The following is a 19,715-nucleotide window of genomic DNA, read 5'->3' on the forward strand; positions in this document are numbered from 1 at the left end:
TCACCCCCTCTCACACAGCGGCCCGCGCAGGCAGCTCTACATACCCCCGCGCGGCGCGCCCCCCCCCCCCGCCGCGGGGGGGGGCCCCCCCCCCCCGCCGCCCCCGCCCCCCGGGCGTTCCCGTTTGCCGGAGGCCCTACGAGAACACGTCGTCGCGGGCCGGCAGGCGAGTGCTCGTGCACCGCCTGTGGCCCCGTGGGCAGCAGGTTCATCGCCCCGCGGACTTCGCTTCACCGCTCGACGAAGGGGTGTACGACCTGCGGCACACCTGCCTGACGAAGCGGCGCGATGACGGGTGCCGCAGGCGCAGATCGCGGACTGGCCGGCCAACGGCGCCCCAGCCCTTCTGTCCAGCTGTGCCCGTGCGTCGCCGGTCAGCTGGATGATCTCAAGCCACGCATCGAGACCGCTGGAGCCTCCTCCGGATCACACACAAACGTCTGCCGCGCCTACGGGAACTTCGACGACACGTATGCGACACGGCGACCCGCAGAAACCCGGTGACGGCCGGAAGCGCCAGACCCCCTCCGCGATCACGTGGAGGCGGTCCGGTTCTCCGCGTCGGGCGTCAAACATGCCTCGACCAGCAGAAAGGCTCTCCCGGTAGGACTCGAACCTGCGGCCAAGCGCTTGGAAGACGCTTGAGCGGACCACTGGATGAGCAGGCCTGACTTGACTGACCGTTTCGGGGTGCTGAGTGTGGACGTTCGGCGACTTCGACACGCATTCGGCCGATGAGAATACGGACGCGCTGCGGCTACGCTCGCGCATCCCGGCTGCAGTTGATGTCAGCGGAACAACTCCAGTACTGGGCGGGCCTCCAGTAGTTCCTCCGGCTGGTCGACCCCCACCAGTCATGCCGCCAGCGCATCTCCACAGCGTCCGGCAGGCTCGTCGGCCCTCGTCCTCCCGTTTGATCAGTGCGAGGCCACCGGACTGGCTTCTGCGCAGTCATGCACACGGCGTGTCCGGCGATTCCCGGAATTACACCGTGCAGCCACTGACGGAGGCAGGTTGGAACAGATGTCTGAGATGCATCTCATCTTTAAATCTTGACGGCATGGACACGGATTTGAAGACCGTGTGTGCGCCGCCCTGCGTTGAGGGCGGACTCACAACCTTGCAGAAGTCGAGAAATGAGCTCGTCCGTGAAAAACTTGCTCCGACGACTAGGGCTGACCGTGCTGCTGGCCCCAATACTCGCAAGCCTGCTCCCGGGATCCGTCGGCCCGGCTCAAGCGGCGCAGGCCCCTCATATTCTGGGAGGCGGACAGTCGCTGGCCACGGGCGGCAAGCTTCAGTCCCCTGACGGCCGCTACACGCTGATTATGCAGACCGATGGCAACCTGGTTCTGTACCGAGGCAGCGACCCCGCCCTTTGGGCGAGCGGCACCGCGGGCCGTCCGGGCGCCGTCGCGCAGATGCAGACGGATGGCAATCTCGTAGTTTACGCACCGGGTCATGTGCCGATCTGGGCCAGCAGCACCACAGGCCATCCTGGCGCCCACCTCGAACTGCAGAATGATGGAAATGCGGTAATCTACCGCGATCCAGGGCATGTTGCCGTCTGGTCGTCACGCACGTCGGGCGGAGGTACGTCCACGACGCCGATCACTCCTCTCTACAACGACTCCCGCAACGTGCCCTGCGCATCGGGGACTCGAGACCTTGGAGTGGCGGACGGCTACCACAACTCCGCCAGGGTGCTCATCCGTCTGTGCGCGGTGGCAGGTCTGCACAGCACGAGTGAAGAGAGCAGGAACACCGCCTATCGGGTACCCGGCGCGAACGGTGAGGCTGTGGTGAACTCTCGGGTATCGGGCGCCGTCGCAGCCATGCTCCGCTCGGCAAGGGCGTCAGGACTCGCCCTGAGCGCTTCCAGCGCGTTTCGGACCATGGCGCACCAGCAGGCCCTGTGCACCGCCAATTCCCTCTGTCGGCAGGGCAACTACAGCCGCGTGGCCCGCCCTGGGACTTCGAATCATCAGATGGGATTGGCCATCGACTTTGCAGGCATCGACAGTTCGGCCGGCTGCACCAATGGATCGGGGGCGGCGTGGACGTGGTTGCGCGCCAACGCAGCCAGGTTCGGGTTCCACCAATACAGGAACGAGCACTGGCACTGGGATGTACTGTCCGACAGCACCCGCTGCTGACTTCTGAGAATCGGCTCGCGATGCTCAGCAGTCAGGAAATAGATCGCCAACCGCGGCGGCCCCTCGTTGAACGAGGGGCCGCATGCCGTAGTTGAACGAGGGGCCGCATGCCCTAAGGGCACGTAAGCGCCTCCCCTTGTGGTGCGAAGCAAATGGCGTCAGAGATGGCTGCTGGCTGGATGCACGCTGGAAGGACTCCACGGGCTGGCCGAAATCAGGGCAGCCCATGGCGTCGTTGGTCATGTGGCGCACACTGCTGCTGGTGGCCGCATGGGTTCACCGGGCTGAGGCGGAGCCGCGCCTCGACGCATTTGTGCCTCGCAGGATCTCCCGCATGTTCGAAGCGAAGCCGGACGCGCTTGCACAGATGATGGCCGAGCATATGGCCGCACCGTTCCCTCCGGGCTTCCGCGGCCTGGACATCGGAGGCGAGGACATGGTGCTGCTCAATGCGGACTCATACGCCTATTCGTCCATTGCCCTCAAAGGCTGGCTCGACGAGCAGAGTCGCGCTGGCTTGAGCAGGCTCACAACGTCGTTCAAAAAGATTCTTCCCGCGATCGGCGACGAGTACGGGGCCAAGTACCACGCGCGCGTGACATGGCCGTGCTGGCGGTCGAAATCGAGACCTTGCGCGACAAGTAGACGTCGCCGCCGACACCGCCGGCCGCGTCCTCGAAGCCGCGCTTCTGGTGTTCCCCGGAGATCGCGTCGAGGCGGTGGTGGACCTGCCCGGTAAAGCACGACGCCGGGGCCATGATCTGCGATGCTCGCGCCAAGGTGGCTCCGTAAAGCCGTGGGACCGACAGCCCCAGCCACGACGTACCCCTTCTCTGGCATCTGACGACTGACTGCCGTGAGCGCGGGGCGGGCGCCGGCCGGGCTGGAGCGAGGCGGAGACAGGAGCGCAGGACCGGCCGGGGGCTGTGACGGCCGAGCCGGCCAGCGCATCCGGCCCCGACCGCATCCTGCGGCAGCACATCGAGGACGAACACCTCAAGCCCGGTGGCCTGCTCTTCCAGGGGAAGCGCGGCGGCATTCTCCCGGGCTCGGTGATCCGCCGGGCATGGCGCAGCACGCGTATGGCCGTCCCGCCCCCACACGTCTTCGAGTCACCCACGGGACGGCGCGTGTACGACAACCGCCACACGCGCCTGACCAAGTGGCTGAACGACGGGATTCCACCCGCACAGGTGGCGGACTGGCCGGCAACAGCGTTCCGGTGCTCCCGGCGGCCTACGCCCGGCGCGTGGAGGGGCGGCTTCCTGACCTGAAACGGCGCCTCGGAGCAGCGCGAGATTTTCCTGAGCCGCCCGACGCGGGCTGAGGCTTCCCGCCGAAAACTTCGACACGTATTCGGCACAGCCACCCGCGAAAACCCGGTGACAGCCGGAGGGCCCCGGACTTTCCCCTTGATCGTCGGGGAGGCGTTCGGAGCTTCGTCGGTCCGAGGGAAACGTGCCCTGACCTGCAAAAAGCCCTCCCATAGGGGAGGGCGGAGACTTGCGCCCCCGGCAGGACTCGAACCTGCGGCCAAGCGCTTAGAAGGCGCCTGCTCTATCCACTGAGCTACGGGGGCCGGGTGTGGTGGCCGGTGTCGCAGTGCCCGGGTGTGGGCCGATCCGTGACCTTGTCGGGGACAAGGATAGGGCTCCCGGGTCCTTGTCCCTGGCGCTTCGCCTCCGTGGCTCAATGTGGAGGTTCGGTGAAGCGGTCCTGATAATCGCAGGCAGGTACGAATCATGCACCGCTTTTGGCGCCCGACGCCCCGGGTGTTGTGCACTCGTTATGCCTGCACCCCAGTCATCCCTTCCGCCCCAAGTGTCCTGTCGGCGCGCAGGCGTGGCCATATGCTTCAGAAAGCCTCCAAAATTGGGCATTCTTCACATGTGGTGACCTTGGACGTACGGCCCCAGCTGCTCGACGCACTCTCCGCCCTGCGCGACCGTGTCGCCGCCGCACGCTTCCCGCTGCCCCTGGCGGGGGCTCCACGCGCGCGTGCCAACCGCGACGAACTGCTCGCACAGCTCAACGACTATTTGGTGCCCCGGTTGAGAGACCCCGAAGCGCCACTTCTGGCCGTGATCGGTGGATCCACCGGGGCGGGCAAATCCACCCTCGTCAACTCCCTTGTGGGACGCCGGGTCAGCGAGGCCGGGGTGCTCCGACCGACGACCCGTACACCGGTGCTGGTATGCCATCCGGAGGATCATCACTGGTTCAGCGGGGTGCGGGTGCTGCCCGACCTCACCCGCGTGTGGATGCCCCACCAGGAGCCCGGCGACGACCTGCCCCTACCCGGCGAGCGCGGCGAACGGGTGCTGCGGATCGAGACCGTCGACACCCTCCCCCGCGGCCTCGCCCTGCTCGACGCTCCCGACGTCGACTCCCTCGTCGCCGAGAACCGCGTACTCGCCGCGGAACTGATCAGCGCGGCCGACATCTGGGTCATGGTGACCACGGCCGCGCGGTACGCCGACGCCGTGCCCTGGCACCTGCTGCGCACCGCCAAGGAGAACAGGGCGACCCTGGTCACCGTCCTCGACCGGGTGCCCCACCAGGTGGTGTCCGAGGTCTCGCGGCAGTACGGCGCCCTGCTGACCAAGGCCGGGCTCGGCGAGGTGCCCCGCTTCACGGTGCCCGAGCTGCCCGAGTCGGCCTGGGGCGGCGGCCTGCTGCCCGCCTCCGCCGTCGCGTCACTGCGTACGTGGCTCGTGCACCAGACACAGGACCCCGGCGCCAGACGCCAGGCGATGGCCCGTACCGCCCATGGGGTCCTCGACTCCCTGAAGGTCCGGATGCCGGAGCTGGCGAGCGCGGCCGCGGCGCAGTACGCCGCCGCGCTGCGGCTCACCGCGGCCGTCGACAGTGCGTACGACAGGGAGCACGCGCGCGTGCAGGGGCGTTTGCGGGCCGGTGCCGTGCTCGCCGGGGACGCGCTCAAGCGGTGGCGCGCCTATCCGCTGGACTGCACCGCCGGCGAGTTGCTCGACTCGCTGGTCGAAAGCCTTGCCGCCCTGATGCTGTGCGCCGTCACGGCCGCCGACGAGCGGGTGGACGAGGCCTGGCGCCGGGAACCGGCCGCGGACGTCGCGGAGCTGACGGACCGTGATCCAACCCTGGAGAGCCCCGAGCATCGGATCGGAGTGGCCGTACGACGGTGGCGGCGGGTCCTGGAGGAGTACGCCGAGGAGGAGGTCGGTCACCTCGACAAGAGCGCCGCCCCGGACGCCGATGCCGTCGCCGCGCTGGTCGCCACCACGCTCCTGGGCGGCAAGAGGGCTCAGATCGCCGGTGAGCAGCTCGCCGACCGGATCGGCGTGCAAGGCGCTCTCCGGCTGCGCGAACGTGGCGGAGACCTCCTCACCGAGTACCTCGACCAGACGCTGCACACCGAGCGCGAACGGCGCCTGGCCCCGCTCGACGCCCTCGACGTCCATCCGGAGCCCCAGTCGGAACTCATCGCCGCGCTGTCCGTACTGCAGAAGGAGAGGTGACCGCGATGACCGCCGTCACAGATCACACGGACCCCACGGATCACACAGATCGCCCGGATCTCCCGGATCTCCCGGATCACAAGGATCGCTCGGATCATCTGGATCACTCGGACCGCTCAGGTCACGCCCACCATACGGATCACACCGACCACGCCGACCACACCTTCCACGCCGGAGACGGCCCCTCCGGAGGCGGCGTGTCGGACCACGGCCCGTCCGAGCGGGACGCCTCTTCCCAGGACACCTCCTACCAGCGTGCACCGAGGGACGGCCACTCCGTTGGCTCGCGTGACGAGGACCGGCCCCCGGCGCGCGCCCGCGAGACGATCACGGACAGGGAGCCCGAGCCAGGGGCCGCCCGGGACGGCCACAAGGACCACACGAGACACATGGAGCACACAAGGCACACGGGTCACGAAGCACGCGAGGACCGTGAAACCCATGAGCCGCACAAAGCCCGTGATCCCCACGAAGCCCGTGAGATCCGTGAGATCCGTGAGATCCGTGAGGTCCATGAGCACTCTGAGGGCCGTGAGGTACACGAGACCCACGAAACCCGTGCCGGCACCGACAACCGCCCCCCGAACTCCTCTCAACACGCGGGCCCCTCACACCCCGAGCACGCCCCGGCACACACACAGGTGACGGACGACGCCGGGCACGCGCGCGTGAAGGACGAAGAGGGACACGCGCGCGTGAAGGGCGACGGCGCCCCCACCCGTACCGAATCCGAGTCCGTCTGGGACGACGGGCTGATCGCCCGCCGCGCGTCCGACGCTCCCGCGGCCCAGGAAGGCCCGGCGCCGGAGGCCAGGACCGCCGCACAGGCCCCATCGCCCCCACTCGCGTACGACGGCCCCCTGCGCTCGCGGATCGACGCGCTCCGGGAACTGGTCGGGTTGTCCCGCGCTCGTCTCGACGGCAAGACCCTCGCCGAGGCGGGCAGGGTTCTCGACGAGGCGGCGGCGCGGCGCAAGCTCTCCGGGCAGCACACCGTCGTCGCCATCGCCGGGGCCACCGGCAGCGGCAAGTCGCAGCTCTTCAACGCGCTCGCCGGCGTGACCATCTCCGAGACCGGTGTCCGCAGGCCGACCACCGCGGCCCCCATCGCGTGCAGTTGGAGCGACGGCGCCGCGACGCTCATCGACCGGCTCGGCATCCCGGGGCGACTGCGCAGGCGTCCTCTCCAGAGCCCTGAGGCGGAGGCCCAGTTGCACGGCCTCGTCTTGGTCGATCTGCCCGACCACGACTCCGCCGCCGTCCAGCACCGCGAACACGTGGACCGCATCCTGGCGCTCGTGGACGCGGTCATCTGGGTCGTGGACCCCGAGAAGTACGCGGACGCCATGCTTCATGAGCGCTATCTGCGGCCCATGGCGGGGCACGCGGAGGTCTCCTTCGTGGTCCTCAACCAGGTGGACCGGCTGCCCGGCGAAGCCGCCGACCAGGTCCTCGACGACCTGCGCAGGCTGCTCGACGACGACGGGGTCGCGCTGGGCGAGTACGGCGAACCGGGTGCGACCGTGCTCGCGCTGTCCGCGCTCACCGGGGACGGCATCGGGGAACTGCGGGAGGCGCTCGGGCAGTTCGTGGCCGAACGCGGCGCCGCAGCGCGTCGCATCTCGGCCGATCTCGACGCGGCCGCCGCTCGGCTGCGGCCCCTGTACGCGACCGGTCGGCGCACGGGGCTCAGCGAGGAGGCACGCGACGAGTTCTCGGACCGCCTCGCGGACGCGGTGGGCGCCACCGCGGCCGGCCAGGCTGCCGAGCGCGCGTGGCGCCGCAACGCCAACCGCGCCTGCGGCACACCCTGGCTGCGGCTGTGGCACTGGTGTCAGGACCGGCGCGACCCGCCGACCGGACGGCATGCGCTGCGGGCGCCGGCCGACGAGGAGGCCACGGCCCGCCAGCGGGTCGAGCAGGCCGTTCGTACGGTGGCGGACCGGGCGGCCCACGGTCTGCCCGCGCCTTGGGCGCTTGCGGTGCGCGAGGCGGCCGTACGCGGCGCGCAGGGGCTGCCGGAGGCCCTGGACGAGATGGCGGCGCGTGCCACGACACCGGCGGGACGGCCGCCGCGGCCGGGGTGGTGGCCGGTCGCCGTTCTCGCCCAGGCGTCGATGACGATCCTTCAGATCGTGGGCGGGCTGTGGCTGCTGGGGCAGATCATCGGGTTCATGGAGCCGAACCTCTGGGTGCCGGTGCTGCTGATGGTGGCGGGCATCATCGGCGGTCCGTTCGTCGAGTGGAGCAGCAGACTGGCGGCGCGCGGACCGTCCCGGCGGTACGGGCTCGACGCGGAACGACGGTTGCGGGAGGCCGCCGCCGGGTGCGGGAGGGCACGGGTCCTGGATCCGGTGGCGGCGGAGCTGCTGCGGTATCGCGAGGTACGGGAGCAGTTCGGGCGGGTCACGGGGGCGCCGGTCGGCTGACCGGGGCCGCACGACCGAGGGCACGGCACTCCTACGGGTGACGCGGTTGTCCACAACCCTCGGTCCGTGCACAGCGTTCAGCGGGATCGGCCCGGCGCGGGCAGTCTGAACTCGCGGCGATCGCACGGCATGCGATCGCCGCGACAGACGCAGCCGTACGGGAGAGGGGTCCGGGCATGAACGAGACGATGGTCTGCGCGGTGGGGAACGTGGCGACACAGCCGGTGTACCGAGAGCTGGCGAACGGGGCTTCGGCGAGGTTCCGCCTCGCGGTGACGGCGCGGTACTGGGACCGCGAGAAGAGCACGTGGACGGACGGGCACACCAACTTCTTCACCGTGTGGGCCAATCGGGCACTCGCCACCAACGTGGGGGCGTCCCTGTCGGTGGGCGATCCCGTCATCGTGCAGGGCAGGTTGAAGGTACGCACCGAGGTGCGCGAGGGGCAGAGCTGGACGTCGGCGGACATCGACGCGGTGGCGATCGGCCACGACCTCTCACGCGGCACTTCGGCCTTCCGGCGTCCGCACAAGGAAGTCGACACACCGTCAGCTCCCCGGCCCGAGCCCAACTGGGAGACGGAGCCCGCGAGTCCGCCGGAGGCCCCCTCCTCGCGACAAGCGGCGCCGGCCGGGGTGACCTGAGCCCGGGCGGTGACGGTCGCACACGTCCGGACGATGACACGGCGACAGTGCACCGCCCGTCCCGGCCGTCGAACGGTCCGGCCGAGGAACGGTCCAGCCGACGGACGGTCCAGCAGATGAAAGGTCCAGTCGACGGGTAGTAGGGCCGAACTGCGGCTTATCGATGGATACATGCGGGGTCGTCACGGGGAGCACCCCCGGCATCCGTCATGGATTTGTCGATAAGCGCAGCTCACAGCCTTGCTGACCGATAACGATTCCGATTCGGATCGGTTATCGGATGGAATGCCCGGGGAGCGTGGTGCGCCGCGTCCTTAGGATGCCGGGCATAGCTCACGGGGCTTCTGATTCTGCTGGCGGGACCGTCCCCCCATGTCAACGGGTCCTGCTCGAAAGGGAATTCTGTGTTTTCTGCGCTCTCCGCGCTCTCCGCGTTCGCTGCGACGTCCTCGTCCGCGGCGGCGCGCAGACGAGGGGCCGGTCGCCTCGCCGCCGTGACAGTGGTGTCGGGGCTCGTCGCCGCCGGGGCGATGGTCACCGCGGGTACGGCCGTCGCGGACGAGGTCCCGCAGAGTCAGGGCGGCGCGACCGCGACCATCGCCGGACTGAAGACGTACGGGTCCGCGGTGATCCACGACAACGGCCAGGACCAGCAGGTGTCCGCGGGTCTGTTCGAGATGTCCGTCGACAACGGCGGCATGCTGCAGACCTACTGCATCGACCTCCACAACCCGACCCAGCGGGACGCCAAGTACCAGGAGACGTCCTGGAGCGGCACGTCGCTGAACGGCAACAAGGACGCGGGCCGGATCCGTTGGATCCTGGAGCACTCCTACCCGCAGGTGAACGACCTGGCGGCGCTGGCCGAGAAGGCCGGGGCGAGCGGCCTCACCGAGCAGGACGCCGCGGCCGGCACGCAGGTGGCCATCTGGCGGTACTCGGACGGCGCCGACGTGGACGCGGTGAACCCGCAGGCGGAGAAGCTCGCGGACTATCTGCAGAAGAACGCGCGGAACGTGCCGGAGCCCAAGGCCTCGCTGACCCTCGATCCGCCTGCGGTCTCGGGTCACGCCGGTGAGAAGGTGGGCCCGATCACGGTCCGCACCGACGCGGGCAGTGCGACGGTGACGCCACCCGCGGACGCCTTCGCGAGCGGCGTGAAGGTCGTCGACAAGGACGGCAGGCCGATCACCTCGGCGGCCAACGGCAGCCGGATCTACTTCGACGTGCCGGAGGACGCCACGGACGGCTCGGCGGCCCTGACCGTGCAGGCGTCGACGACCGTGCCGGTCGGCCGGGCCTTCGCCTCGGAGACCCGGAGTCAGACGCAGATCCTGGCGGGCTCCAGCGAGTCGACGGTGTCCGCGACGGCGACGGCCACCTGGGCCGCGGAGGGCGCGATACCCGCGCTCTCCGCCGAGAAGAACTGTGCCAAGGGTGGTGTGGACGTCACGGCGGCCAACGCGGGCGACGCGCCGTTCACCTTCGAGCTGATGGATGCCGAGCACACCGTCGCGGCCGGCGAGTCCGTGACGGTGACGGTCCCGCTGCGGGAGGACCAGGCCTACGCCTTCGCGGTCACGGGCGCGAACGGCTTCGAGAAGCGGTTCACCGGCATGCTCGACTGCAAGACGCAGAGCAGCGCGAGCGACGTCACCACACAGACGGTCGGTGAACCCAGTCCGGCCGCGTTGGACGCCGCCTCCACCGGGGGCACCGACCTCGCGGAGACGGGCGGTTCCAGCGCGACCCCGATCATCGCGGGCACAGCCATCGCCCTGGTCGTCCTCGGCGGCGGGGTCATCTTCCTCCTCCGGCAGAAGCAGACGCCGACGCGGGACTGAACAAGCGCAGGACAGCCACTGAGCGCTACCGCACCTTGGCAACTCAACAGTGAGTGACCGCGGGCACGGTGCCCTCGTGAACCCGCGGCCCCGGCCCGCCCCCCAGGCGTCCGGGGCCGCGCTCCTTTTCCGGCCCCCTGTCGTCGCTCGCGGCCGGCCGTCCCTGTCAGGCCCGCGCCACCTCCTGGCAGGGCCGCTCCCCGTCAGGCCGCCGCGTCGACCAGCCCGCAGCGCTCGGCGTCGGACAGCGAGGCGATGAGGGAGGTACGGGCACGGGCCACTCGTGAACGGACCGTGCCGACCGGGCAGTCGCTCACCAGGGCCGCCTCCGCGTAGGGCAGCCCGAGCAGTTGGGTCAGTACGAAGGCCTCGCGGCGCTCCTCGGGCAGTCCGGCGAGCAGGTCGTCGAGCGCGACGCCGTCGTCGAAGCCCGGCAGGCCGCGCGGCTGGGCGCGTTCGACCGCGAGTTGCCAGTCGTCGAAGTCGGCCGGCCGGGGTCGGGTGGCCGCGTTCCGGAAGCTGTCGATCACGGCACGGCGTGCGATGGCCAGCAGCCAGGCACGGGCCGAGGAGCGCCCCTCGAAACGGTGCAGGCTGCCGAGGGCGCGCAGGAAGGTGTCCTGGGCCAGGTCGTCCGTGGTCTGGGGGTCCGCGCCGAGGTAGGCGACGTAGCGGCGTACGTCTCGGTGGAGGGCGCGGACGAAGTGGTCCACGGCTTCGGGGTCGCCGCCGCGGGCGGCCATCGCCCAGGCCGTCAGCGAGGCGTCACGTGAGGTGGGCAGGGCAGGAGTGGTCACCTGGTGTCCTTCTCGGATCGTCCGGAATCCGGCCCCGGCGCGCAGAGGGCGGCCAGGGGTCCGGTGAGGGGGACGGCCGCGCGCCAAGGCGCGGCCGGGCCCGGGACGCACGGTGGTGGTCCCGGGAAACCGGCTGTCGTCAGACGACAGCGGTCCCGGTGGGCGGACCCCGAGAAGTGATCGCGTGGACGAGGAGGAGCGGGCGCGGAGCGCGCTCCGGGCGATGACGGCGCAGGCGCGGACGCGGGCGGCCCACCGGGGCGGGCAGCGCGAGGAACAGTCGCAGCGGGGCGGCCAGCCGGGCCGCGAGGGCCCGCAGGACGCGGAAGGCGGCGCGTTCTCCGTGCGCCAGCCACAGGCCGCAGAGCAGGGCGGCCAGCAGGTGGGCGGCGAGCATGCCGAGCGAGGAGGTGCCGCCCGCCGCGTCGCCCATGTGATCCATGGCCCCCATTGCCGCCATGGCCCCCATGTCCATGGAGTCCATGTGCTCGGGCCCCATGGGCAGGACGTCGGTGGGCAGGGCATCGGTGGACAGGGCGCCGGTGGTCATGGCTCCCGCGGACATGGAGCCCGTGCCGGGGGTGCCCGTCGTGGGCACGCCGGGCGTCGACGCCTGGGCGATCGAGAACGCCGTGTGGAGTGCCGCCTGGGTGACCGTCACCGCGGTCACGATCAGGGCCGGTCCGCGCTCCCGGCCCGCCAGACCCCACCCCGTGCCGCCGATCACCACGACCGAGGCGCCGAGGACCCATGGGGGAAGATCACGGCCGGACATCATCACGTGTCCCAAGGCGGCGAGCAGCACACAGACGGCAGCGAACACCGCGGCCCGTACCGTGCGAGAGCACCACCCAGCTGTCATGGCGGCCTCATCCTCGCATCCGGGTGCCGGTCGTCACGGAGAGGTACGGAAATATCCCGCGTCCCGCTCATACCCGGAGCCGAACGCCTTCGGTGGTCCTGGGCGGCCTGCGGCAATCCGTCGCCCCGCCGGCCGCGGTCGGCGCCGGCGGGGCGAAGGACCGCCCTCTGAGCGAGGTTACGAGCCGGCGTTGCGGCCGCGTACGAGGGCGAACGCCGCCGCGCCCAGGCCGAGGACGCCCACGATCAGCCCGGCGATGCCCAGGCCGCGCGCCGTGGAGTCACTGCTCGACGCCGAACTCCCCGTCGCCGAGGCCGGAGCCGAGCTCGACGCCGACGACGTGTCAGAACCCGAGTCCGAACCAGAACCCGAACCCGAGTCCGTGGACGAGCCCGCACCGGAGTTCGCGTCGGAGCCGGACTCCCCCGCCGCCTTGGCGGTGAGGGCGAGCACCGGTGCCGGGTTCTCCGGCTCGTCCCCGCCCTTCTGCGTCTCCTCGATCCAGCGGGCGACGTTGCCGTCCGAGTACGTCTGCAGCGTCTTGAACGCCAACTGGCCGGTGTCGTCGGGCAGCTGCCCGAAGGCGACGTCGAAGTCCTGGTACTGGCCGTGCCGGATCCGGCCGCCGGTCCAGGTGATCTCCGAGACGGCCTCGGTGATGGTGCCGTCGTCGGTCTTGACGGGGCTCTTGAGCTTCGTGGTCGTCACCTTCGCCGTCCAGCCGGCCTGGGGGGTGACGAGCACGCCGAGGACCGGGTGGTCCGTCGGGAGGAAGACCTGCACCTTCGTGGTGCTGGCGGTGTCCTCCTCGTTGGGGACGCGGAAGGTCAGGACGCCGTCCGTGGCTCCCTTGGCGTAGCTCTCGGGGTGGACGGTCACATGCGCGGAGGCGGCACCGGCGGCGGCCAGGATCCCGGCCGTGGTGAGGGCGGTGACGACGCCGGCGCGGCGCAGGGTGGTGCGGATCGGGGACATCGGGGGGCTCCGTACTGGTGGGGATTGCGGTCAGGGCGCGTACGACAGCCCCGGCGGTGGTCCCCGCCGCGAGACCGCGTGCCGCAGCAGTGCCTGCCGAAGCGGCCCGGGCGCGGCGGCGTTCGGGCAGACGGCGGCCGGCCGGAACGGTCCGGCGGGCCGTCCGGTCCGTACCCGCCACCAGGCCGCGAGTCCCGGTACCAGCGTTACGGCCCGGCGCAGCAGGCACCAGAACGCCGCTTCCCCGCGCCGCAGCCACCAGGTCGCCAGCAGGGCGGCGGCCACGTGGGCCGCCGTGGCGTGCGGGGTCATGGCGTGCGAGTGGGCCATGGGCATGCCGTGCATGTGCATCGTCATCCGCGGCCGGGCCGCCTCGAACGCGACGTGCAGTCCGGCCTGGGTGGCCAGCATGCCGCCACCGATCCCGAGAAGTGAGCGTTCGCGCCCGCTCAGCAGACAGCCGGCCGCGAACACGGCGAGGAATGCGGCACCGTCCGCCCACAGCGGCGGCGCCTCCCCCGAAGCGAGCCCGTGACCGCCGGCGGCCAGCAGCACGCACAGCACGGCGAACACCGCCGCGCGCAGGCTCCGTACCTCTGGGGACGCACTCATGAAGCCCAGATACTGCCACGGGGAGCGAACGGCCGTCGCGGCTTCCCCCTCAGTCGCCTCCCGCGGGGGCTCCGCGGCGCTCGCGCACGCCTCTCGGTTAGGCTCCGGTCGAGTCCGGGAGGGACCTGACATGCGACTTCGCTGTGCTGTGCTCGACGACTACCAGGGGGTGGCGACCGAGGTCGTCGACTGGTCGCCGGTCGCGGACGACGTCGAGGTGGTCGGGTTCGGCGAGCATCTCGCCGACGAGGACGCGCTGGCGGCCGCGCTCGCGGACTTCGACATCGTCGTGACGCTGCGCGAGCGGGTGCCCTTCCCCGGCTCGCTGCTGGGCCGGCTGCCCCGTCTGAAGTTGCTGATCGCCTCCGGGATGCGCAACTCCGTGATCGACTACGCGGCCGCCGAGGCGCACGGGGTGACCGTGTGCGGCACCCCGAGTTCCCCGACGCCCCCGGTCGAGCTGACATGGGCGCTGCTGCTGGGCCTCGCGCGGGGACTCGTCGAGGAGAACGGCGCGTTGCGGGCGGGCGGCGCCTGGCAGAGCACCGTGGGCGCCGATCTGCACGGACGCCGGCTGGGTCTGCTCGGGCTCGGGAAGATCGGCGGCCGGGTGGCGCGGGTGGGCCTCGCGTTCGGGATGCGCGTCGGCGCGTGGAGCCGGAACCTCACTGAGGAGCGCGCCGAGGAGGTCGGGGTGGAACGGGTGGACTCGAAGGAGGAGTTGCTCGCGAACAGCGACTTCGTCTCCGTGCACCTCGCGCTGGGTGAGCGCACCCGTGGTCTGGTGGGCGCCGCCGAACTGGCCCTCCTCAAACCGACCGCCTATCTCGTCAACACCTCACGCGCGGCGATCGTCGACCAGGACGCGCTGCTCGCGGCCCTGCGCGAGGGCCGGATCGCCGGGGCGGGTGTGGACGTGTTCGACGTCGAGCCGCTCCCCGCTCACCACCCCATGCGCACGGCACCGCGCCTTCTCGCCACACCGCATCTGGGCTATGTGTCGCGGGCCAACTACGAGGCCTACTACGGCGGGGCGGTCGAGGACATCCGGGCCTTCCTCGCGGGCACGCCCATACGCGTCCTCGGCTGAGGCCGCCTCCGCCGGACCGGAAGCATCGCCTCCGCCGGACCGGAAGCGTCGCGCCACCGGACCGGAAGCATTGTCACCGCCGGACCGGAAGCGTCGGTTCAGACCTGTGCGGGCCGCCAGTAGAAGCCGTACTGCCGGGTGAGATGGTGCAGGTCCACGAGGTAGCGCCGCAGGGTCACATGGTCGACGGGCGCGTCCTCGCACCAGGCCCGCAGTTTCTCGTTGACGGTCCGCTCGGGATACTCGACGCCCGTTTCGAAGGTCTGCTCGGCGATGTGCCGGAGCACGACCAGCTTGCGCTGCCACTGGGCGGGGAGCCGGATCAGACGGCCGCCGCGTACGAAGGTCCGCAGGACGGCCTCGGTCCGCTCGTCCTCGGAGCCGTAGGTCTCGGCGGGCGCCCGTGCGCCGCGTGCGAGCTGTCTGAAGTGGCCGTAGGCGACGGCCAGTCCCCCGTCGTCCGTGATGACGTCCTGGCTCAGGAGCCGGCGCAGCGCCGCGGTCGCGTCCCTCGGGGACAGGCCCGTCCGCTCCATGACCTCCGCGGGCGTGTCCGCGCCGAGGGCCACCGCCGCGAAGGCGCGGACCCGGCTCTCCTCGGCGAACAGCCCGGCCAACGGGTCGGTCGGCGGGGTGGTCGACGGGGCATCCGGCCGGGAGGTCGGCTGATGGGTCGACGGGGAGGTCGGCAGGTCGGCGGACATGGTCAGCAGGCTAGACGAGGGCTTCGCGTGCGCCGTAGTGATTTTCCGCCCGCGGCGCACTGCCGGGCTCGGCTCGGTGGCGAGCGGCCCGTTCGAGACGGGTGATCCCCCGCGTGTATGCCGTGACCGGCTGTGGTCGGGCGCGTTGAAGGGGAAGTGCGGTCGCGTTCGAGCAGCCGCGCTCACCGATCCAAAGGAGAAACGTGATGTCTCGCATCGCGAAGGCAGCCGGTATCGCTCTCGGCACGGGCGCCGTGGTCCTCAGCGGGGCCGGTCTTGCCATGGCGGACGCGGGTGCCCAGGGTGCGGCCGTCGGCTCCCCCGGCGTCCTCTCGGGCAATCTCATCCAGGTCCCGGTCAACGTGCCGGTCAACGTCTGTGGGAACACCATCGACGTCGTCGGTCTGCTGAACCCGGCCTTCGGCAACACCTGCGCCAACGTCGGCGGCCCCACCACGGGCACCCCCGGCCCGAGCAGCTCCAACTCCGGCTACGGCAACTGACGCTCGTCGTACGGACGAGGAAGGCCCCCTGCAGCATGCGCTGCCGGGGGCCTCGCCGTGACGCGGGCGACGCCGCTTCCCTGGCGAGCGGGCAACGGCGCCCGCGGCGGCGGCTACGGCTACGGCTACGGCTACGGCTACGCGTACCGGTAGATCCGGCTGTGGTCCTCCAGCTCGGCCGGCGTGACGTGCCAGGGCGGCATGCGCTCGTGCCGGGCGACGATTCGTCCGTGCTGGTCGTTGCCGGGACCAGGCGGCCGGGCGGGCAGGTAGCGGGCGCCGTGGTGACGTTGCTGCCAGCGGGACCACTGGAGGTCCACGAAGGCGTGGTGCAGCCAGAAGACGGGGTCGTTGACCGAGGCGCCGCCGAGCATGGCGCCGCCGACCCAGCGGTGGACGCGGTTGTGGTTGCGCCAGGTCGCGCTGCCTGACCCGCGCCCCCACCCTTCGAGCTTGTTACGGAAGCCTTTGGTGGACGTGGAGTTCCAGGGGGCGGTGTCGTAGACGGGGTCCGCGAGGGCCGCGTCCAGGTCATGCTTCGTGGGCAGCTCGAACGGGCTCTGGCGGCGCCCCAGGTCGCGGGTCAGGTAGGCGCCGTCGGTCACCCCCACCTTGATCGCCCACTTCCCGTGGGCATAGGCGAAGGGTCCCGTCATGACCTGGCGGTCGGAACGCCGCCCGTTGCCTCCGAGCAGGTCCGCGGTCCAGGGCACGGAGGACGGCTTCCGCTCCCGTGTCCAGTCCCAGTAGGGCACCGTCACCGAGGAGTCCACGCGGCGCAGCGCCCGCTCCAGTTCCAGCAGGAACTGCCGGTGCCAGGGCAGGAACGAGGGCGCCATGTGGGCCGCGCGCAGGCTCCGGTCGCCGTCCGCCACGTAGTACTCGATGTGCATCCGCACGAACTCGTCGTACTCGCCCCGGCGTTTGACCTCCAGCATGGCGGCGACGAACCGGCGTCGTTCCGCGCCGGTCAGCCTGCTGACGTTCTTACGCGTGTACGCCATGGTGGCCGCTCCCCTCCGCTTCCACGCCGCGAAGCTGCTCCGAGGGCCCCAGTTCGTCGACGGCGGCGCGCGCGGCCTCCAGCGCGGTCGGATAGGACTCGTAGTGGTCCACCATGCTCAGATAGCTGCCGTCCGCGCGGCGCATCAGGTGCAGGGGCCGGCCGTCCACGGTGACCTGCCACTCACCGCCGCCGACCGCGGCGCGGCCGTCCGTTCCGGTCCTGGCACCCAGGAGGTGGCGCCCGTGGTACACCTCGTCGAACGAGACGTCGTCGGAGGTGGGCAGGTGCGGGGGCCACGACGCGGCGACGACGGGGGCCAGCACCGCGGCGGCGGCCGACGCCAGCAGGCCGTGCATCACGCCCCTCCGGGTCACCGGCACTCCGCTCGACACTCTGCTGACGGACATGGTTCTCTCCTCGGTGGATTCGGTCGGATCCAGCAGCGTTGACCCTGGCGTCAGGATTCCCCCGGCGGTCTCGGTGGTCAGCTGGTCCAGAATTCCCACCACCGGGTCAGAATCAGCATGCCGATGACACCGATGTGCAACAGCGGAAAGACCCAGGTGAATTCACCCAGGAATCCCTTCAGCCAATGAGGGGCGGGGATAAAATCATTTCGTACGTTGAATGACGTCACGTACCAGAACATGATGATCGTGGCGACCCAGGCCAGGCAGCACCACAGGCACAGCGAGTTGATGCGGTACAGCGACTGGAACTGCAGCCAGGTGCAGAACCCGACGCCGAAGAGGGTCCCGGCGTTGAAGGTCAGCCAGTACCAGCGCGGGAAGGTGGCCCGCGCCAGCAGGCTCACGCCGACGCAGATCACGATGCCGTACGTCACCAGGCCCAGCATCGGGTTCGGGAACCCGAAGGCCGAGGCCTGCTCGCTCTTCATGATGTTGCCGCAGGAGACGACCGGGTTCAGGCTGCACCCCGGCACGAAGTTCGGGTTCTCCAGCAGCTTGAACTTGTCGATCGTGATGACCCACGCCGCGAGCAGACCGGCCGCACCGGTGATCACCAGCAACAGGGCGAGCGCACGGCTGCCCCCCGCGGTCCGATTCATCAGCCGCGCAGGCTGCGCGCGGGCAGCAGCACGTGCGCCGCGCTGAGCAGGGTTTCCTCGTCACCCGCGAACGCGGCCAGGCTCTCGGGGGCGACGGGCCTGCCGGGCACCGCCTCGGGCCAGGCCCGGGTGGCGAAGAGGAAGTAGGCGTAGCCGCGTTCGCCGACCGCCGCGAGCCACTCCGGCGGCACGACGCACTGGGCGTTGAGGTACGGCATGGTGACGACGGCCTGGCCGGCCTGGACGAGAAGGGTGAGCGGCAGGCTCGGCTGCTGGGAACCGTCGAGGAGTGTGTCCCCGACGGGCAGACCGTTGTTGCGCAGCAGTTCCTCGATGGCAACCGTGGAGGCTCCGGCGCCACCCTCGCCGTCACCCAGGGAATAGGCGAGGAGATAGGGCATGTCTCCATCGGGGGCTTCACCGCTGAAGGCCATGACGGCGAGCGTGCCGAGATCTGCGGCCCGGAAAGGACGCGTTTCGCTTGAGGTTGAGGTCACCGCGGAACCCTATCGACGCACCCGAACGGACCTCACGCTTTCTCACTCGACCGGGCGACAACCAGGTGGGCGACCACACGAAAGAGGGACACGCTTCGAACGCACCCGGAGCCGGTCCATTCGAAAGGCGAAAGGGCCGGATCCGCGGGGCACGGAGCCGGCCCTTCCCCATGGCCGACGGCCTCCGCCGCGCACGTTCGGCGTCAGCCGTGCGAGCGAGGTGTCATTGGTCGGCGCGGATGTTCCCGAACGCCGGGTTCGGCACGCCGACGACGTCGACCGTGTTGCCGCCGAGGTTCACCGGAACATTCACGGGGGTCCGCAGGAGAGCGGTCTTCTCGGCGGTTCTCGTCGTCCGCCCTTTCCTTGGCGCTGTGCCACAGCCCAGGAAATACGGTCACGGGCCTTCCGGAAAAGACACGCGCCGAAGGATCCGGTCAGTTCTGGAGCGGAAGTCCGCCGAGCAGCTGGGCGGGCGCGGCGCTCGAGTTGAGCGTCTTCGTCGCGCCGTTCAGGGAGTTGAGGACCGAGCCCTTGTTCTCGGTGTCGAGCGCGTCCGACTGGTGCTGCAGGGGCTGCACGTCCTTCAGGCTGAGCGAGCGCTGGCTGGTGATGGTGTCCAGGGCGCCGTTGAGGCTGGTGGGCGTGAGGTCGGAGGCCCCGGCGGCAAAGGCGGGCGCGGCGGCACCAGCGATGACCATGGACCCGGCGACGACAGCGGCGGCCTTCAGGGACTTCATCGTGTTCCTTTCTTCGGCAACTCGCGTCACCGGCGGGAGTTTTTCACTGCGCCCTGACTAACGAGCCCCGCACTGGACGGAAACCCCGTGTGCAGAAATTTCCTGCACCCCACCCGAACACCCCATCCGGGAACGGCGCATCGCATTCTCATACAAGAGCCGCCGATAAGCCCCGGACGCGAAACGGGCGGGGGGGGGGGGCGCGGGGGGGGGGGCCGGGCCCGGGCCGGGGGGGGGCGGGCGGCCGGGGCGCCCCCCCCCCCCCCCCCACGGCCCGGCGGCGGGCGGCC

General features: G+C 70.7%; 21 protein-coding genes and 1 tRNA gene. 8 read left to right on the plus strand and 14 right to left on the minus strand.

The annotated features are described in order from the left end of the window. The first annotated feature begins 1,148 nt into the window (after positions 1–1,148). Positions 1,149–2,156, plus strand: coding sequence for a D-alanyl-D-alanine carboxypeptidase family protein (locus ACFV2J_RS13205; protein WP_385085094.1), 1,008 nt, complete (start codon positions 1,149–1,151; stop codon positions 2,154–2,156). A gap of 539 nt (positions 2,157–2,695) precedes the next feature. Here the strand turns inward: ACFV2J_RS13205 and ACFV2J_RS13210 are convergent. After that, complete coding sequence (locus ACFV2J_RS13210) at positions 2,696–2,935, minus strand: hypothetical protein (protein ID WP_385085092.1); 240 nt, start codon at positions 2,933–2,935, stop codon at positions 2,696–2,698. A gap of 147 nt (positions 2,936–3,082) precedes the next feature. On the opposite strand from ACFV2J_RS13210, the gene ACFV2J_RS13215 reads away from it, so the two are divergent. Further along, entirely contained in the window at positions 3,083–3,430 is a 348-nt protein-coding gene (locus tag ACFV2J_RS13215; protein WP_385085090.1) for a hypothetical protein, read from the plus strand. A 232-nt stretch (positions 3,431–3,662) separates the two neighbouring features. Here the strand turns inward: ACFV2J_RS13215 and ACFV2J_RS13220 are convergent. Further along, positions 3,663–3,735, minus strand: a tRNA-Arg gene (locus tag ACFV2J_RS13220). A 310-nt stretch (positions 3,736–4,045) separates the two neighbouring features. Here ACFV2J_RS13220 and ACFV2J_RS13225 point away from each other — a divergent pair. Continuing rightward, a complete protein-coding gene (locus ACFV2J_RS13225) occupies positions 4,046–5,653 on the plus strand; it encodes a dynamin family protein (protein ID WP_385085088.1) in 1,608 nt (535 codons plus the stop codon). A gap of 116 nt (positions 5,654–5,769) precedes the next feature. Here ACFV2J_RS13225 and ACFV2J_RS13230 read toward each other — a convergent pair whose 3' ends face one another. After that, positions 5,770–6,195, minus strand: a complete 426-nt coding sequence (locus ACFV2J_RS13230) for a hypothetical protein (protein WP_385085086.1) — start codon at positions 6,193–6,195, stop codon at positions 5,770–5,772. Between the two features lie 99 nt (positions 6,196–6,294). On the opposite strand from ACFV2J_RS13230, the gene ACFV2J_RS13235 reads away from it, so the two are divergent. The 3 genes from ACFV2J_RS13235 (at position 6,295) to ACFV2J_RS13245 (ending at position 10,570) form a co-directional block, all read left to right on the plus strand. Continuing rightward, positions 6,295–8,082 (plus strand): GTPase, encoded by a 1,788-nt coding sequence (locus ACFV2J_RS13235; protein WP_385085084.1) that lies wholly within the window; start codon positions 6,295–6,297, stop codon positions 8,080–8,082. A gap of 176 nt (positions 8,083–8,258) precedes the next feature. After that, complete coding sequence (locus ACFV2J_RS13240) at positions 8,259–8,726, plus strand: single-stranded DNA-binding protein (RefSeq protein WP_385085082.1); 468 nt, start codon at positions 8,259–8,261, stop codon at positions 8,724–8,726. A gap of 404 nt (positions 8,727–9,130) precedes the next feature. Further along, a complete protein-coding gene (locus ACFV2J_RS13245; protein WP_385085080.1) occupies positions 9,131–10,570 on the plus strand; it encodes a Cys-Gln thioester bond-forming surface protein in 1,440 nt (479 codons plus the stop codon). A 203-nt stretch (positions 10,571–10,773) separates the two neighbouring features. On the opposite strand, the gene ACFV2J_RS13250 is transcribed toward ACFV2J_RS13245, so the two are convergent. The 4 genes from ACFV2J_RS13250 to ACFV2J_RS13265 all read right to left on the minus strand — a co-directional run bounded on the left by ACFV2J_RS13250 (position 10,774) and on the right by ACFV2J_RS13265 (position 13,816). Then, a complete protein-coding gene (locus tag ACFV2J_RS13250; protein WP_385085078.1) occupies positions 10,774–11,367 on the minus strand; it encodes a sigma-70 family RNA polymerase sigma factor in 594 nt (197 codons plus the stop codon). A gap of 139 nt (positions 11,368–11,506) precedes the next feature. Further along, the gene (locus ACFV2J_RS13255; RefSeq protein WP_385085076.1) at positions 11,507–12,229 is read right to left on the minus strand and encodes a hypothetical protein; all 723 of its coding nucleotides are present in this window, start codon (positions 12,227–12,229) and stop codon (positions 11,507–11,509) included. A gap of 177 nt (positions 12,230–12,406) precedes the next feature. After that, positions 12,407–13,204 (minus strand): YcnI family protein, encoded by a 798-nt coding sequence (locus tag ACFV2J_RS13260; RefSeq protein WP_385085074.1) that lies wholly within the window; start codon positions 13,202–13,204, stop codon positions 12,407–12,409. A 30-nt stretch (positions 13,205–13,234) separates the two neighbouring features. Then, positions 13,235–13,816 (minus strand): hypothetical protein, encoded by a 582-nt coding sequence (locus ACFV2J_RS13265; protein WP_385085072.1) that lies wholly within the window; start codon positions 13,814–13,816, stop codon positions 13,235–13,237. A 130-nt stretch (positions 13,817–13,946) separates the two neighbouring features. Here ACFV2J_RS13265 and ACFV2J_RS13270 point away from each other — a divergent pair, with 130 nt between their 5' ends. Next, complete coding sequence (locus ACFV2J_RS13270) at positions 13,947–14,906, plus strand: D-2-hydroxyacid dehydrogenase family protein (protein ID WP_385085070.1); 960 nt, start codon at positions 13,947–13,949, stop codon at positions 14,904–14,906. A 98-nt stretch (positions 14,907–15,004) separates the two neighbouring features. On the opposite strand, the gene ACFV2J_RS13275 is transcribed toward ACFV2J_RS13270, so the two are convergent. Next, positions 15,005–15,610, minus strand: coding sequence for a DUF2087 domain-containing protein (locus ACFV2J_RS13275; RefSeq protein WP_385085068.1), 606 nt, complete (start codon positions 15,608–15,610; stop codon positions 15,005–15,007). A 206-nt stretch (positions 15,611–15,816) separates the two neighbouring features. Between ACFV2J_RS13275 and ACFV2J_RS13280 the strand changes: the two genes are divergently transcribed. Further along, positions 15,817–16,113, plus strand: a complete 297-nt coding sequence (locus ACFV2J_RS13280) for a chaplin (protein ID WP_385085066.1) — start codon at positions 15,817–15,819, stop codon at positions 16,111–16,113. A gap of 137 nt (positions 16,114–16,250) precedes the next feature. On the opposite strand, the gene ACFV2J_RS13285 is transcribed toward ACFV2J_RS13280, so the two are convergent. The 6 genes from ACFV2J_RS13285 to ACFV2J_RS13310 all read right to left on the minus strand — a co-directional run bounded on the left by ACFV2J_RS13285 (position 16,251) and on the right by ACFV2J_RS13310 (position 19,425). After that, positions 16,251–17,117 carry a tyrosinase family protein gene (locus ACFV2J_RS13285; protein ID WP_385085064.1) on the minus strand — a complete coding sequence of 289 codons (867 nt, stop codon included), beginning with the start codon at positions 17,115–17,117 and terminating at the stop codon, positions 16,251–16,253. After that, a complete protein-coding gene (locus tag ACFV2J_RS13290; RefSeq protein WP_385085062.1) occupies positions 17,101–17,526 on the minus strand; it encodes a tyrosinase family oxidase copper chaperone in 426 nt (141 codons plus the stop codon). The genes ACFV2J_RS13285 and ACFV2J_RS13290 overlap by 17 nt, the downstream gene beginning before the upstream one ends. Positions 17,527–17,603: 77 nt before the next feature. Beyond that, positions 17,604–18,188, minus strand: a complete 585-nt coding sequence (locus ACFV2J_RS13295) for a vitamin K epoxide reductase family protein (RefSeq protein WP_385085060.1) — start codon at positions 18,186–18,188, stop codon at positions 17,604–17,606. Next, positions 18,188–18,685, minus strand: coding sequence for a DUF5949 family protein (locus ACFV2J_RS13300; RefSeq protein WP_385085058.1), 498 nt, complete (start codon positions 18,683–18,685; stop codon positions 18,188–18,190). Before ACFV2J_RS13300 ends, ACFV2J_RS13295 begins: the two co-directional genes overlap by 1 nt. Positions 18,686–18,908: 223 nt before the next feature. After that, positions 18,909–18,998: a chaplin family protein gene (locus tag ACFV2J_RS13305; RefSeq protein WP_385085056.1), complete on the minus strand. Its 90-nt coding sequence runs from the start codon at positions 18,996–18,998 to the stop codon at positions 18,909–18,911. A gap of 124 nt (positions 18,999–19,122) precedes the next feature. Continuing rightward, positions 19,123–19,425, minus strand: coding sequence for a hypothetical protein (locus tag ACFV2J_RS13310; protein WP_385085054.1), 303 nt, complete (start codon positions 19,423–19,425; stop codon positions 19,123–19,125). Positions 19,426–19,715 lie beyond the last annotated feature (290 nt).

It is taken from the genome of Streptomyces sp. NPDC059668 (assembly GCF_042734135.1).
GTDB lineage: Bacteria > Actinomycetota > Actinomycetes > Streptomycetales > Streptomycetaceae > Streptomyces.